The organism is Cupriavidus sp. IDO (genome assembly GCF_000812465.1).
Taxonomy (GTDB): Bacteria; Pseudomonadota; Gammaproteobacteria; order Burkholderiales; family Burkholderiaceae; genus Cupriavidus.
On sequence record NZ_JWMA01000044.1, the window covers coordinates 25,656 to 39,641 of the forward strand.

The following is a 13,986-nucleotide window of genomic DNA, read 5'->3' on the forward strand; positions in this document are numbered from 1 at the left end:
GTCCTGGCTGGTCCTGTCTACCGGGTCATCAGATGCGCATCGGCATGACGACGTACTTGAAGTTGTCGTCTTCCGGCACAGTGATCAGCGCACTCGAATTCGAGTCGCCGAGGCTGACCTGCACTTGCTCGCTCTTGAGGTTGGCAAGCACGTCGAGCAGGTAGGTCACGTTGAAGCCGATATCGAGCGCGTCGCCCGAGTAATCGAGTTCCAGCTCTTCCTGCGCCTCTTCCTGGTCGGCGTTGGTGGAGCTGATCTTGAGCATGTGCGTATCGAGGATGCAGCGCACGCCCTTGAATTTGTCGGTGGTCAGGATCGCGGTGCGTTGCAGCGCCTGCTGCAGCTTGATGCGATCAATGGCGAAGGCGTTCTTGTAGCCCTTCGGGATCACGCGCTGGAAGTCCGGGAACTTGCCTTCCACCAGCTTGGAGATCAGCTCGATGTTGGCGAAGGTGAACTTGACCTGGTTGGCGGCCAGCTGCACCTGCACGGGATCATCGTTGTCTTCGAGCAGGCGTTGCAGCTCCAGGATGGTCTTGCGCGGGATGATGACTTCCTGGCGTGCGCCCACGCCGGCAGCTTCGTGCTCGAGCTCAACGCCGCAGTACGCCAGGCGGTGGCCGTCGGTGGCAACTGCCATGACCTTCTTGCCGTCCACCACCAGCAGCATGCCGTTCAGGTAGTAACGGATGTCTTGCTGCGCCATGGCGAAGTGGACCATTGCCAGCAGGTGCTTGAAGGTCTTCTGCGGCAGGCTGACGCTGGCGTTGAATTCGCTGGCTTCGGCCACGGTCGGGAATTCTTCGGCGGCAAGCGTCTGCAGTGCGAAGCGGCTCTTGCCGGACTGCACGGTCATGCGCTTGTCGTTGAGCGACAGGGCTACGTCGCCGTCGGGCATCGCGCGCAGGATGTCGAGCAGCTTGCGCGCGGCCACGGTGGTGGCAACGCTGTCACTGCCAACGCCGCATTCGGCGTGGGTGGTGATCTGGATCTCGATGTCGGTCGAGAGGAAGGAAACGTTCGACCCGGACTTTCGAATCAGCAGATTGGCCAGGATCGGGAGGGTGTGGCGGCGCTCCACGATGCCGCTCACGATTTGCAGCGGACGCAGCAGGTTGTCTCGCGAGGTTTTGACCAATTGCATTGAATTTATCCTTCGTCGTTTGTAGTCGGCGACCGCAGAACGCAAACAACTCCAAATTCACTTAGGAATCAAGGAGTTAATATGCCATTGTACCAAGGATAAGCCGCTGCGGTGAAGCGGGGCGCGACCGGCCGGGGCGGAAGGTGTGCACAAAAAGCCACGATCCGCGTGCTGCACTTGGCCATCTCGTCCCGACTCACCGCAAAGCCTTATCTGTGGCCGCTTCACGGGAAATCCCGCGGGCAATGCTCTGGCGATGCTGACGTTGTTTCCAGGCGTCCGGCTTCCCGTGACGCGTACCCTACAGTATGCCAGCCTCGAGGGGCCGGCTTCCAAAATCCACAATCCCCCGAATGTGGCTTCGGGATCAGCCTTTCAGCGTCTGCTCCAGCACGTGCAGCTCGTGATTCAACTGCGCATCCTTGCTGCGTTCGTCGGCGATCTTGCGCACGGCGTGCAGCACGGTGGTGTGGTCTCGCCCGCCGAATAGCTCGCCGATCTCCGGCAGGCTCTTCTGCGTGAGTTCCTTGGCCAGGTACATCGCGATCTGGCGCGGCCGTGCAATATTGGCAGGCCGCTTTTTCGAGTACATGTCAGCGACCTTGATGTTGTAGAAATCGGCACAGGTCTTCTGGATGTTCTCGACCGAGATCTGGCGGTTCTGCACGGTCAGCAGATCCTTCAGCGCCTCGCGCGTGACCTCGATGGTAATGTCCTTGCCGTGGAAGTTCGAGAACGCCAGGATCTTGCGCAGCGCGCCTTCCAGCTCGCGCACGTTGGAGCGCAGGTGCTTGGCGACGAAGAACGCCACCTCTTCCGGCACGCTCACGTTCTCGGCGGCGGCCTTCTTCATCAGAATGGCCACGCGCATTTCCAGCTCGGGCGGCTCGATGGCCACGGTCAGGCCGGAGTCGAAGCGCGAGATCAGGCGATCGTCAATGCCGGTGATTTCCTTCGGGTAGGTATCGCTGGTGATGATCACCTGCGCCCGGTTGGCAATCAGGGCCTCGAAGGCGTAGAAGAACTCTTCCTGCGTGCGGTTCTTGCCGGAGAAGAACTGAATATCGTCGATGAGCAGCAGGTCCAGCGAGTGGTAGTACCGCTTGAACTCGTCGAACGCCTTGCGCTGGTACGCCTTCACCACGTCCGACACGTACTGCTCGGCATGGATGTAGCGGATGCGGGCGCGCGGGTTCTCCAGCAGCATGAAGTTGCCGATGGCGTGGATCAGGTGGGTCTTGCCCAGGCCGACGCCGCCATACAGATACAGCGGGTTGTACGACTTGCCCGGATTGTTGGCCACCTGGATCGCAGCGGCGCGGGCGAGCTGGTTGGCCTTGCCGGTCACGAAGTTGTCGAACGTCAGGATCGGGTTCAGGCGCGAGCGCTCATGGACCGTATCGTTCTGCTGGTTGCCGCCCGGGCCTTGCTGCGGCTGGTTCGCTGGCTGCTGCTGCGGCGGGCGGTACGAGCGGGCGCTGGCTTCGGCCGGGTCCATGTGGACCACGTCGATGTCGGCGCCGTCCCCGCCATGCTGGCCGCCCTGGTGGCCAGGCTGCGGACGCCCGGGGTAGGGCGCCTGCGCCGGCGCGTAGCCGGGCTGGCCGCCGCGCGTGGGGTACTCGGCATAGCCAGTGGCAGGTCCTTGCTGGGCAAACTGCTGCCCCATCGGCTGGCCGCCGGGATAGCCCTGCATGCCCGTACCCGGTGCTGCGTGACCGTCGTGACCGCCGGCCGGCATCATGCCCGGCTGGCCACCCATGCCGCCCGCGTTGGGCTGCGAGTATGCGGCTGCACGGCCGGACGCCACGGGATCCAGGACAAAGTGAACGCTGACCTCAGCTTCCCAGTACTCGCAGGCGAGGGCAGTAATGCGCCCCGAAAATTGGCTCTTGACCCAGTCCAGCTTGAAGCGGTTCGGCGCGGCAATGCGCAGCGCGTGCGCTTCCTCGTCGAACGCGACGGGCGCCAGCGGCTTGATCCAGGTCTTGAACTGTTGCGGCGTCAGCTCGCGCTCGAGTTGCGCGGCTGCCGCCTGCCAAAAATCTTGCATTGTTTGTGTTTTAGTAATTCGCGCCCCCGGGCGCGCCACGGATTGCATGTGCATCTGGTCAATCCGGGCCCGCCTGCCTGCCGTACTGAGAATCGGTGCTGGCAAGCAGCCTCCCCGGCAACCATGCCGCTGCCAACGAACCGGCTGGTCCGTCGCATCTGCATGCGGTTAACTGAGGAGGGGGCCCGGGTTGCGCCTGCGCCACGCAGCCCGTGTTGTGTTTGGAGCCGGATTGTACCCCCGGGGTTAAGTTATCCACAAAGGATAAGTCTGTGGATAACTTGTGCAAATGCAGTGGATTGATGTGCACAACCCCTGATGTGGCGCGGCTTTGCGGGTAGGCGAAACCACCGAAAATTCAGCCAAAACAGCGGGTTCGGCGGAATTTGCTGCACCCGCACATTAGGAAAACGTCACGTCAATTTATTCACCGGCCACTGTGGACAATGGACCACCGAGGCACGCAGGCAGGTGTCGCAATTGTGCCCGGCCACGCAGAACGCGGCCTTGACACGCTTCTCGAAAATCAGTTAAATGGCGGGTTCTGCGATGCGGCAGGGGATCACGTATGCGCATCGCCGGGTCTGGCCTGTCCGTGCCGTCCGCGCCCGCAGGCCTTGGCCTGCAACGCGCGCCAATCGGCCGGCAGCAAGACAGAACCAGAATCGTCGGCAACGCCGCTGCGTTATCCAATGTCAGCGGCAGCCCCATGCGAACCATACGCGGCGGCCACTGCACCCCGGCACCGGCCGGAGCCAGGGCGAGCCCAGATCAACCAGAGAGTGCAACATGAAACGTACCTACCAACCTTCCGTTACCCGCCGCAAGCGTACCCACGGTTTCCGTGTCCGCATGAAGACCCGTGGCGGCCGTGCCGTCATCAACGCTCGTCGCGCCAAGGGCCGCAAGCGCCTGGCAATCTAAGGGCCGGGCGACCGGCCTGAACGGCGCATCCGGTGGCGGTTGCCTGCAACCGCACCAGGAAGCGCCTGTTCTTGCCAATCGCCTCGCCTTCAGGATGGCCGGTAGCTTGCCGCAAGGCGCAGTGTTCCCGCTAGCTTTGCACAGCGTGACTACCCATGCCTTTCCCAAAGCCGCGAGGCTCACAAAGACGGATGAGTTTTCATCCGTTTTTGCTTTGCGGCCCCGGCGGCGCAGTCCGCATTTCGTGCTCTACGTGCGCGCCAACGGCCGGCCTGAAGCCCGCCTCGGCGTGGTAGTGGGCAAGAAGTTCGCGCCGCGCGCCGCCGAGCGCAACCTGGTGAAGCGCATGGCACGCGAATTGTTCCGCCAGCGGCAGGACGAACTGGCCGGCCGCGATATTTTGCTGCGGCTGCAGACAAAGTTCCCGCGGACGGAATTTGCGAGCCGCGCGGCGGTCCGACGGGCATGCCTGGCGGAAATCACCGGCCTGCTGGAGGTTGCGGCCAGGCCGCTGCCCAATCCACCAGCGCCGCCGGCCCCGCCGCCTGCTCCGCAAAGCCAGCCCCCGGGCCTTCCGGCCTGACCGCCCCGCCGCCATGAAGCGAATCCTGCTTGTCCTGCTGCGCATCTACAAGATCGCCCTGAGTCCGTACCTGGGCTCGCAGTGCCGCTTCGAGCCGACCTGTTCCGACTACGCGCGCGACGCCGTCATCCGTCATGGCGCCGCGCGCGGCTCCTGGATGGCCGCCTGCCGGCTGTGCCGTTGCCATCCTTTCGCACAGGGCGGGTATGATCCCGTGCCTGAGGCGGGGAAGCCCGCTGCACATGCCTCCCGCCCCGCGCCAGGCCAACCGCCTGTCACGATCCGGCTTCCCAGACCCTGATTTCCTCCGACCACAGCGAGACATGGATATCAAACGCACCATCCTCTGGGTCATCTTCTCGATGGCCCTCGTGCTGCTCTACGACAACTGGCAGCGCGCCAACGGCCACGCGTCGATGTTCTTCCCGAGCGCGACGCAGCAGGCCGCACCGGCAGGCGGCGCCAGCGGCGCGGCAGCCCAGGGCGACGTGCCCAAGGCCAACGCCACTGCAGGCGGCGCAAGCGCTCCGGCAGCACCGGGCGTAGCGCCCCAGGCGGCCGCCCAGCCCACCGGCGAGAAGATCGTGGTGACCACCGACGAGGTGCGCGCCGAGATCGATACCGCCGGCGGCATCCTGTCGCGCCTGGAACTGCTCAACGAGCACGAAAAGGACGGCAAGCCGGTCGCGCTGTTCGAGCGCGACGCCACCCGCACGTACCTGGCCCGCTCGGGCCTGATCGGCGGCGACCTGCCGAACCACACCACGGTGTTCACCGCAGCCCCGGGCCCGCGCTCGCTGGACGGCGCCGACAAGCTGGAAGTGACGCTGACCGCCGACAAGAACGGCGTAAAGTTCGTGAAGACTTACATCTTCCACAAGGGCAGCTATGTGGTGGACACGCGCTTTGCCGTGACCAACGGAGGTGCCGCGCCGGTCTCGCCGACGCTGTACATGGAACTGGCACGTGACGGCAGCAAGGTCGAGCAGTCGCAGTTCTACAGCACCTTCACCGGCCCGGCCATCTACACCGACGCCGACAAGTACCACAAGATCACCTTCGACGACATCGGCAAGGGCAAGGCCAGCGTGCCGGCTGCCACCACCAGCGGCTGGGTGGCAATGGTGCAGCACTACTTTGCCTCGGCCTGGATTCCGCAGTCCGGCAAGGAGCACAGCTTCTACGTCGAGAAGATCGATGCCAACCTGTTCCGCGTGGGCATCCAGCAACCGCTGGGCCAGATCGCCCCGGGCGCTACCGTGACGACCGACGCACGACTGTTCGCCGGTCCGCAGGAAGAGCGCATGCTCGAGAAGATCACCCCGGGCCTGGAGCTGGTGAAGGACTACGGCTGGCTGACCATCCTGGCCAAGCCGCTGTTCTGGCTGCTGGAAAAGCTGCACGGCTTCCTGAACAACTGGGGCTGGTCGATCATCGCGCTGACGGTGCTGATCAAGCTGGTGTTCTTCCCGCTGTCGGCTGCCAGCTACAAGTCGATGGGCAAGATGAAGGACCTGCAGCCGCGCATGACGTCCATCCGCGAACGTCACAAGGGCGATCCGCAGAAGATGAACCAGGAGATGATGGCGCTGTACAAGACCGAGAAGGTCAACCCGCTCGGCGGCTGCCTGCCCATCGTGATCCAGATCCCGGTGTTCATCGCGCTGTACTGGGTGCTGCTGTCGTCGGTGGAAATGCGCGGCGCGCCGTGGCTGGGCTGGATCCATGACCTGTCGGTGCCGGATCCGTTCTACATCCTGCCGGTCGTGATGGCCGTGTCGATGTTCGTGCAGACCAGGCTGAACCCGACCCCGCCGGACCCCGTGCAGGCCAAGGTCATGATGATCATGCCGCTGGTGTTCTCGTTCATGTTCTTCTTCTTCCCGGCCGGCCTGGTGCTGTACTGGGTCGTGAACAACATCCTGTCGATCGCCCAGCAGTGGCAGATCAACCGTATGCTCGGCAAGGGCAAGACGGCAGTGGTGGCGAAGAGTTGATTGCGGATGAACGCAAGGCAGTGACAAAAAGCCCGGCAGCGATGCCGGGCTTTTTATTTGCGGCCGGCGTATCCTACCGGCCTGCATCGGCACCACGCACCCGCCACCTGACAGGAGCTCCCTCATGACCTGGTCCGCCCGCCAATACACCACCTTCGAAGACGAACGCACCCGCCCCGTGCGCGATCTTGTGGCCGCCATTCCCAATGAGATCGCCCGCACGGCCGTGGATATCGGTTGCGGGCCGGGCAATTCGACGGAAGTGCTGATGTCGCGCTTTCCCGGCGCTTCGGTGACGGGGCTGGACAGCTCGCAGGACATGATCGACGCCGCGCGCAAGCGCCTGCCCGACGTGCGGTTCGATGTCTCGGACATCACCACGTGGGACGACGCCGGCCCCTATGACGTGATCCTGGCCAACGCTGTGCTGCAATGGGTGCCCGAGCACGTCACCCTGTTTCCTGCGTTGGTCGAGAAGCTGGCGCCGGGCGGCAGCCTCGCGGTGCAGATGCCAGACAACCTGGAAGAGCCCGCGCACCGCCTGATGCGCCAGGTCGCCGCCGAAGGTCCCTGGGCCGGCAAGCTGGCGGCGGCCAGCAATGCCCGCGCGGCGCGGGCATCGGCGCGCTGGTACTACGAGCTGCTGCGCCCGCTGTGCACGCGCGTGGATGTCTGGCTGACCACCTACTACCATCCGCTTGCCGACGGCCCGAAGGCGGTGGTGGAATGGTTCAAGGGCAGCGGCCTGCGCCCCTTCCTGCAACCGCTGGATGATGCGGAGCGTGCGGCCTACCTGGCGCGGTACGAGGCCGAGATCGCCGGCGCGTACCCGCCGCTGGCGGATGGTTCGGTGCTGCTGCCGTTCCCGCGGCTGTTTATCGTCGCCACGCGCTGACCCGGCGCTAGGCTGGGACGTGGCAGACGGCCTCGATGTTGTGGCCGTCCGGATCCAGCACGAAAGCGCCGTAGTAGTCGGGATGGTAGTGCGCACGGATGCCCGGGCCACCATTGTCGCGCCCGCCGGCCGCCATCGCGGCCTGGTAGAAGGCATCGACCGCTTCGCGGCTGTCGACACGGAATGCCACATGCACCGGCGGCTGGTTGGGCACGCCGCGGCTGATCCAGAACTTGGGCTTCTGTGGCGGCCCGAAGCCCGCCACGTCGGTATGGCCGGTGACACTGGCCGGAAATTCCATCACCTTGATGAAGCCGATGGCGCCAAGCGCTGCAATGTAGAAAGCGCGGCTCGTCTCGTAGTCGCTGACGGTCACGCCGGTGTGGTCGATCATCTGTCTTCCTCGTTTCGAAGGTTGCGCTCAGGCCAGATCGAACACGCTCATGGTCGCGTTGTAGCGGCTCACCAGCACCGCTTCGCCATGCACGTCGGCAAAGACATCGGCCTCGACCACGATGATCGAGCGGCCTGACTTGAGCACGTCGGCACGGCAGCGCAGCCGTTCACTGCGCACTGCCCTGAGCAGGTTGATCTTGAATTCCGCGGTCACCACGTGACGGCCGGCTTCCAGGATGGTCGCCGCCGCGGCGCCCGCGGTATGGTCGGCCATGGTGGCCTGCACGCCCGCGTGCACCACGCCGCCGTGCTGCAGGTGGCGTGGCGTGACGAGCAGTTCGGATTCGCACCAAGCAGGCCCGCAATCGACCAGCGTGATCCCGACATCGCCAACGAAGGCGGCCTGGCGGAAGCCGGCTTCGATGGTTTCGCGCAGCAAGAGTCGCTCCTGTTCAGTCGACATGGCAGTCCTCGTCCGGTGTGGTCTGTCGGGTGCATCGGATGGCCGCATTGCAGCGCGAAGGCACCGCAATGTCAATCCGCGATGCGCACGCTGCCGCACATGCAGCCGCGCATTACGTGCGCCATCGCCTACACTATTTGCACTGCCCGCCGAATCGCCCGATGCCCGCCATGCCCGCCGAATCGCCGCCCGAACTGCACCGCCAGACGCGCCCGGCAGCGGCATTCGTTGCCCTGACGGAAGCCGGCCTGCATCGCATCGAGGCCTGCATCGACCTCCTGCTGCAACGCGACGAAGTGGAGGATGTCCACGACCTGCGCGTGGCCGCGCGGCATTTGCGCGCGGTGCTGTGGATCTTCGGCCCCGCCTTGCCGCGGCGCGTCACGACGCGCTGGAAGCGCGACCTGCGCAACCTGGCCGGCGCCGCCGGCGATGTGCGCGACTGGGACGTGTTTCTCGCCGAAACGCTACAGCCAGCACAGGAGTTACAGCCCGGCGACCCGGTGCTTGCGGCGCTGATCGGGACGGTACGCGCGCGCCGCGGCCTTGCCCGTGAAACCATGGTTGCGCGGTTGACCGAGTATCGCCACTGGCCGCTGCCGGCGCTGCATCGCGACCTGGCCCACCTTTCCGCCCATGCGGACAGCGGACCGGGGCAGTTGGGCAAATTCGCACCCAAGCGCGTGCGCAAGGCGCGCGGGCGGCTGCGCAAGCTGATGCAGGCCGCTGCCGACGGAGAACTCCGCACCGTGCATCGCGCCCGTATCGCCGGCAAGCGGCTGCGCTATGCCATCGAGTCGCTGGAGCCGGTGCTGCCGGCGCGCTACACCAAGCGCCTGCACAAAAAGCTCGTCAAGCGCCAGGGCCGGCTCGGACGCATCGTCGACGGCAACGTTGCCCGCAGGCTGATGGCCGAGTGCCTGATGATGCCGGAGCCGGGCCAGTACGGCTGGCCCGAAGCGCGCTGACGGATGCGTGCCGGCAGGCTCCTGCCGTTGGTTGCGCGGGCAGCGTGCCCGCCACTTCTGCGCAGGCGATCTGCGACAATACCGCCATGACTGCTCCCCAGCTTCCTATTGCCGCCATTGCCACCGCGCCCGGACGCGGCGGCATCGGCGTGGTGCGCGTGTCCGGCCCGGATGTCAGCGCCGTCATGCACGCCGTCTGCGGCCAGGCGCTCAAGCCACGTCACGCGACCTACCTGCCGTTTCTCGATACCAGCGGCAAGGTCATCGACCACGGCCTGGCGCTGTACTTTCCGGCGCCGAATTCCTACACCGGCGAAGACGTGCTCGAACTGCAGGGCCACGGCGGCCCGGTCGTGATGCAGATGCTGCTCACGCGCTGCCTGCAGGCCGGCCACGAGATCGGCCTGCGCCTGGCCGAGCCCGGCGAGTTCACGCGGCGCGCCTTTCTCAACGACAAGCTCGACCTGGCACAGGCCGAGGCCGTCGCCGACCTGATCGAAGCGAGCACCGAAGCCGCGGCCCGCTCGGCGGCGCGCTCGATGGAAGGCGAGTTCTCCAGCGCCATCCACGCGCTGGTGGAAAGGGTGATCCACCTGCGCATGCTGGTGGAGGCCACGCTGGATTTCCCCGAGGAAGAGATCGACTTCCTGGAATCGTCCGACGCGCGCGGCCAGCTCGCCACTATCCGCGCCGACCTGGCCGGGGTTCTGACGCAGGCAAAACAGGGCTCGCTGCTGCGTGAAGGCCTGTCGGTGGTGCTGGCGGGCCAGCCCAACGTGGGCAAGTCATCGCTGCTCAACGCACTGGCCGGCGCCGAGCTTGCCATCGTCACGCCGATCGCCGGCACCACGCGCGACCGCGTGCGCGAGACCATCCAGATCGACGGCATTCCGCTGCACATCATCGATACCGCCGGCCTGCGCGAGCACGCTGCCGACGAGGTCGAGCGCATCGGCATCGAACGCACGTGGGATGCGATCCGCCGCGCCGATATCGTGCTGCACCTGGTCGATGCCACCGACTACCTGCGGCACGGATTGTCGGAAACGGATGACGCCATCGACGACCAGCTCAGCGGACAGCTGCCGCCGGGCGCGCCGATCGTGCGCATCGTCAACAAGATCGATGTCGCGCCCGCCGTGGGCGGCGTGATGTTCAGCGGCAACCGGCCCCACGTGGTGGCCGCCAACGGCCCCAATCCCACCGAGATCTGGATCTCCGCGCGCACCGGCGCCGGCATCGAATTGCTGCGCCGTGAACTGCTGCGCCTGATCGGCTGGCAGTCCGGCAACGAGGGCATGTTCCTGGCCCGCGAACGCCACCTCACCGCGCTGCGCCAGGCGCAATCGCATCTCGACGTTGCCGCCGAGCAGGCCGCACAACAGGCACAGGCGCTGGATCTCTTTGCTGAAGAGTTGCGGCTGGCGCAGGAGCACCTGAACAGCATCACCGGCGAGTTCACCAGCGATGATTTGCTGGGGACGATTTTTACGCGGTTTTGTATTGGGAAGTAACGTATCGCCAAACCCAATGGGCTCAGGGATTCTGGTCGCAGCCCGTTCGCTTTTTTGGGAGCTGCCGAGTCCGTTCAGCCCGGCGCGTGCGTCGTGCGCACGTGCGGCCTCGGCTCCTTTTTGCTAAGGATGGCCACCAGGATCAGCGCAAGGGATGGGGAAAAGATCACCGAGAAGAGCGACCAGGCAGCACCGGAGCGCCCCAGCGCATGAGCCAGCAGGCCGATCGCGAAAGAGCAAAGGCACCAAAAACCAATAGCAAACATGGCAGCAAATCCGGAGGGTTCAACGTGAACTCCAGTATGCGAAATTGCCGCCCGGTCATTTGACTTCACGGGACACAGGTTTTGCAGTCTGGGACACTAAGGGAAAGCGCTGACCCCGGTATGCCTGCGCGGATACATGATCGGCCGGCGCAAATGCTGGCCCGTTCTCATTTTGATATCGCTGCTTGCCCGCCAGCAGTAATCATCGCAGCGATGGCCATCGAGCATGGCCCATACTGCCGGCACTGGCATCATTGCAGTGCCGGTCTTTTTTCACGCAGGAAATACTGATGTTGAACCGTACGCAGCAAGTCCTTATCGCCGTCGTCGCCGTGGCCGTCCTTGGCATGTTGTGGCTGACCGGCAATGACCGCGGCCAGGATACCGCCACGCCGGAGGCCGTTTCCGCCACAGCGGCGCCGCAGGCAGCCAGCGACGTGCGCGGCATTCCGCGCAACGGTACGCTGGACCCGATCAGCATCGACCCGGCCCGCCCGGCCGACCCGATGCCGCAGTACCAGGCCGATGCGCTGCTCGATGACTACCGCGAGAACCAGGGCGCGGCCGACGACCGCTATCGCGGCAAGTACTTCATCGTCGAGGGCATTGCCAGCGGCGTGCGGCGCGATGCCGCCGACAATGTGTTCCTGGATATCCGCACCAATGATCCGGGTGTCGCCGTGCGCGCGAGCCTGCTGCGCCGGCAGATCTGCGGCCCGGCAGGGCGTGTGTGCGAGGTGGAAGCGCGTGCCACCATGGTCCGGCGCGGCCAGAAGGTGGCGGTGGAATGCACCGGCGCGGGCTTCAGCGATGGCGTGCCGCTGCTGGGCGACTGCCTGCTGCGCGGCGGTGCCAACTGAACGGGTGAGGCCATCATGCAAACTGTACTTTCCGTCCTTGCCATCCTGATCGTGATCGCCACCGTGGTCGGGCTGGCGGTACCGCAGCTCATCAGCCAGACCTTCCTGAAAGGCAAGCCGGTCGGCCGCCTGCAGATCGCCGTGATCGGGATCTGCCTGGCGGCGCTGTGCCTGATCCTGGTCGGGCGCATGGCGCAGCCTGTCGCGGGCGGCTGAACGGGTTTTGCCCCTCTGTTCCCGGCATTGCGAAGGCGGCCAGGCGCCTAAAGTAGCCAGACCATGCTGCCGGCAATCCGCCTGCCCGGCATCGCGCACCGCGTGATGCACTGGACACAGGCGGCGTCCGTAGCGACGCGATCCAGGACACTCCATGAACAAAGCATTGCTGGCCGCCAGCCTCGGCCTGCTGATTTCCGGCTGCTCCACCTACCAGGCCGTGACGCCGGTTGACGGCCCCGACCGCGCCCACCCGATCTCCGCCTTCCAGCTGCCTGCCGGCGGCGGCCCGCGCGGCAACTACGGCGCCAACGGCGCGCTGCTCTGCGTGGTGGCAAACCCGGTGACGGGCAATGACTACATCGAGTCGTTCCGCGCATCGCTGCAGGCCCGCAACTTCGAGGTGAAGCTGCTGCCGCCGGACACGCCGGTCGTTGCCTGTCCGCTGGTGGCGACGTATTCGGCCAGGAGCGCGTGGTTCTGGATGTCCTACCTCAATACCGTGGACATCACCGTGTTCCGCAACGGCGAGCGAGCCGGCAAGGCCGTCTACAGCGCCAATCGCAGCGCCGGCGGACTCAACCTGAGCAACTTCGTGCAGCCTTCGGCCAAGCTCGATGAACTGGTCGAGCAGTTGTTCCCGGGCATGCTTCCGCCGCCGCCTCCGCCGGCGGGTACGCCGGTGGCGGCCCCGGCGGCAGTCACTACCGGCGCCAGACCGTCCTGACCGTTCAGGACTCGAGCCGGCCCAGCCGCACCACCGTCACGCCGGGGCGCATCTGCCGCAGCGAGGGCATCACCAGCACGCAGTTGGGATAAGGCGTGACGACGGGCTGGCCATCGCGCCAGCCGATCACGGTGCCGGCTTCGGCGAAGGTCTCCAGGCCGGTGTAGGGGCCGGCAAAGCGGAAGTCCATGCTGCTCGCCACCACCGGCTCGGTCACGCGCACCACGCGCTGCGCGGCAGGCAGGGGGCGCAGCCAGCCGGCAGGCAGATCGGCTTCATCGACCACGCCGGCGTGCAGCAGGAAGCGGGCGGCGCAGTCCTGCGCCACGGCCACCGCGGCAGTCTCCCAGTGCTGGCCGCACTCGATCAGCAGCGCATTGCGGGCGCTGGCCGGATCGCCGAAGCCATCGTAGTCGCGCATGCGGCGGCCTTCAGGGTGGCCTTCGTCGACGACCACATCGGCAGGCGCGCCCAGCGCGCGCGACAGCGCAATGCCCTTGTCGAGCGGGCCGGAGACGATCAGCGGGCGGCTCTTTTCATGCATCGAGTGCAGGTCGAGCAGCAGGTCCACGGTGTCGATCACGGGCCGCATCGCGCGGGCGCGGCGCAGCTCGGACGAATCGCGGCTGGTGTCATCCAGCACCGCGGCGGTCCACACGCGGTTGAAATCCTGGTCGACGAAGCGCGAGGCATCGGGGCGCGCCGGATCGAAGCGGTGGTAGGCCTCGACATTGGCGAACGCCAGCGTCAGCCGGCCGCGGCGCGGGCGCAGGCCGTGATCGAGCAGGCCCTTGACGGCGATGGCGCCGCACACTTCGTTGCCGTGCGTCAGCGCGTTGATCATCACGTGCGGGCCAGGGAGGCCGCTGTCGAAGGTGAAGAGGTAGGGGATATCGCCGTTGCCCGCGGCATAGGGGCGGATATCGGGGAACTCGACTTCGACGGGGTAGGCGTCGAAGGTGGTGGCTTGCTGCGTCATG

The 13,986-nt window shown here is 65.7% G+C and carries 16 protein-coding genes; 10 read left to right on the forward strand and 6 right to left on the reverse strand.

Annotation, left to right across the window (positions count from 1 at the left end; all coding sequences use genetic code 11):
* Positions 1-28: 28 nt before the first annotated feature.
* Both dnaN and dnaA read right to left on the reverse strand, forming a co-directional pair.
* Positions 29-1,144: a DNA polymerase III subunit beta gene (gene dnaN, locus RM96_RS14570; protein WP_039011533.1), complete on the reverse strand. Its 1,116-nt coding sequence runs from the start codon at positions 1,142-1,144 to the stop codon at positions 29-31.
* A 367-nt stretch (positions 1,145-1,511) separates the two neighbouring features.
* Positions 1,512-3,197 (reverse strand): chromosomal replication initiator protein DnaA, encoded by a 1,686-nt coding sequence (gene dnaA, locus RM96_RS14575; protein WP_039011535.1) that lies wholly within the window; start codon positions 3,195-3,197, stop codon positions 1,512-1,514.
* 789 nt (positions 3,198-3,986) lie between these two features.
* Here dnaA and rpmH point away from each other — a divergent pair.
* The 5 genes from rpmH to tam all read left to right on the forward strand — a co-directional run bounded on the left by rpmH (position 3,987) and on the right by tam (position 7,596).
* On the forward strand, positions 3,987-4,121 hold the full coding sequence (rpmH, locus tag RM96_RS37125; protein ID WP_008650850.1) for a 50S ribosomal protein L34: 135 nt from the start codon (positions 3,987-3,989) through the stop codon (positions 4,119-4,121).
* Positions 4,122-4,266: 145 nt separating this feature from the next.
* A complete protein-coding gene (gene rnpA / locus RM96_RS14580) occupies positions 4,267-4,704 on the forward strand; it encodes a ribonuclease P protein component (RefSeq protein WP_152624118.1) in 438 nt (145 codons plus the stop codon).
* Positions 4,705-4,717: 13 nt separating this feature from the next.
* The gene (gene yidD / locus RM96_RS14585) at positions 4,718-5,005 is read left to right on the forward strand and encodes a membrane protein insertion efficiency factor YidD (RefSeq protein WP_039011538.1); all 288 of its coding nucleotides are present in this window, start codon (positions 4,718-4,720) and stop codon (positions 5,003-5,005) included.
* A gap of 22 nt (positions 5,006-5,027) precedes the next feature.
* On the forward strand, positions 5,028-6,701 hold the full coding sequence (yidC, locus tag RM96_RS14590) for a membrane protein insertase YidC (RefSeq protein WP_039011539.1): 1,674 nt from the start codon (positions 5,028-5,030) through the stop codon (positions 6,699-6,701).
* Positions 6,702-6,825: 124 nt separating this feature from the next.
* Positions 6,826-7,596 (forward strand): trans-aconitate 2-methyltransferase, encoded by a 771-nt coding sequence (gene tam / locus RM96_RS14595; RefSeq protein WP_039011541.1) that lies wholly within the window; start codon positions 6,826-6,828, stop codon positions 7,594-7,596.
* Positions 7,597-7,603: 7 nt separating this feature from the next.
* Here the strand turns inward: tam and RM96_RS14600 are convergent, their stop codons facing one another.
* Positions 7,604-7,990, reverse strand: a complete 387-nt coding sequence (locus RM96_RS14600) for a VOC family protein (RefSeq protein ID WP_039011543.1) — start codon at positions 7,988-7,990, stop codon at positions 7,604-7,606.
* 27 nt (positions 7,991-8,017) lie between these two features.
* Entirely contained in the window at positions 8,018-8,455 is a 438-nt protein-coding gene (locus RM96_RS14605; RefSeq protein ID WP_039011545.1) for a PaaI family thioesterase, read from the reverse strand.
* Between the two features lie 161 nt (positions 8,456-8,616).
* Between RM96_RS14605 and RM96_RS14610 the strand changes: the two genes are divergently transcribed.
* Together RM96_RS14610 and mnmE are read left to right on the forward strand one after the other, a co-directional pair.
* Positions 8,617-9,423 (forward strand): CHAD domain-containing protein, encoded by an 807-nt coding sequence (locus tag RM96_RS14610; protein ID WP_238587276.1) that lies wholly within the window; start codon positions 8,617-8,619, stop codon positions 9,421-9,423.
* An 86-nt stretch (positions 9,424-9,509) separates the two neighbouring features.
* Positions 9,510-10,937 carry a tRNA uridine-5-carboxymethylaminomethyl(34) synthesis GTPase MnmE gene (gene mnmE / locus RM96_RS14615; protein ID WP_039011546.1) on the forward strand — a complete coding sequence of 476 codons (1,428 nt, stop codon included), beginning with the start codon at positions 9,510-9,512 and terminating at the stop codon, positions 10,935-10,937.
* Positions 10,938-11,011: 74 nt separating this feature from the next.
* Here mnmE and RM96_RS14620 read toward each other — a convergent pair whose 3' ends face one another.
* Positions 11,012-11,203, reverse strand: coding sequence for a hypothetical protein (locus tag RM96_RS14620; RefSeq protein WP_039011549.1), 192 nt, complete (start codon positions 11,201-11,203; stop codon positions 11,012-11,014).
* 290 nt (positions 11,204-11,493) lie between these two features.
* On the opposite strand from RM96_RS14620, the gene RM96_RS14625 reads away from it, so the two are divergent.
* From RM96_RS14625 to RM96_RS14635, 3 genes are all read left to right on the forward strand, one after another.
* Positions 11,494-12,063 (forward strand): OB-fold putative lipoprotein, encoded by a 570-nt coding sequence (locus tag RM96_RS14625; RefSeq protein ID WP_039011551.1) that lies wholly within the window; start codon positions 11,494-11,496, stop codon positions 12,061-12,063.
* Positions 12,064-12,078: 15 nt separating this feature from the next.
* The gene (locus RM96_RS14630) at positions 12,079-12,279 is read left to right on the forward strand and encodes a hypothetical protein (protein WP_039011552.1); all 201 of its coding nucleotides are present in this window, start codon (positions 12,079-12,081) and stop codon (positions 12,277-12,279) included.
* 154 nt (positions 12,280-12,433) lie between these two features.
* Positions 12,434-13,006 (forward strand): Sbal_3080 family lipoprotein, encoded by a 573-nt coding sequence (locus RM96_RS14635; RefSeq protein WP_039011553.1) that lies wholly within the window; start codon positions 12,434-12,436, stop codon positions 13,004-13,006.
* Between the two features lie 4 nt (positions 13,007-13,010).
* On the opposite strand, the gene RM96_RS14640 is transcribed toward RM96_RS14635, so the two are convergent.
* Positions 13,011-13,985: a M14 family metallopeptidase gene (locus tag RM96_RS14640; protein WP_039011555.1), complete on the reverse strand. Its 975-nt coding sequence runs from the start codon at positions 13,983-13,985 to the stop codon at positions 13,011-13,013.
* Between the last annotated feature and the right edge of the window lies 1 nt (position 13,986).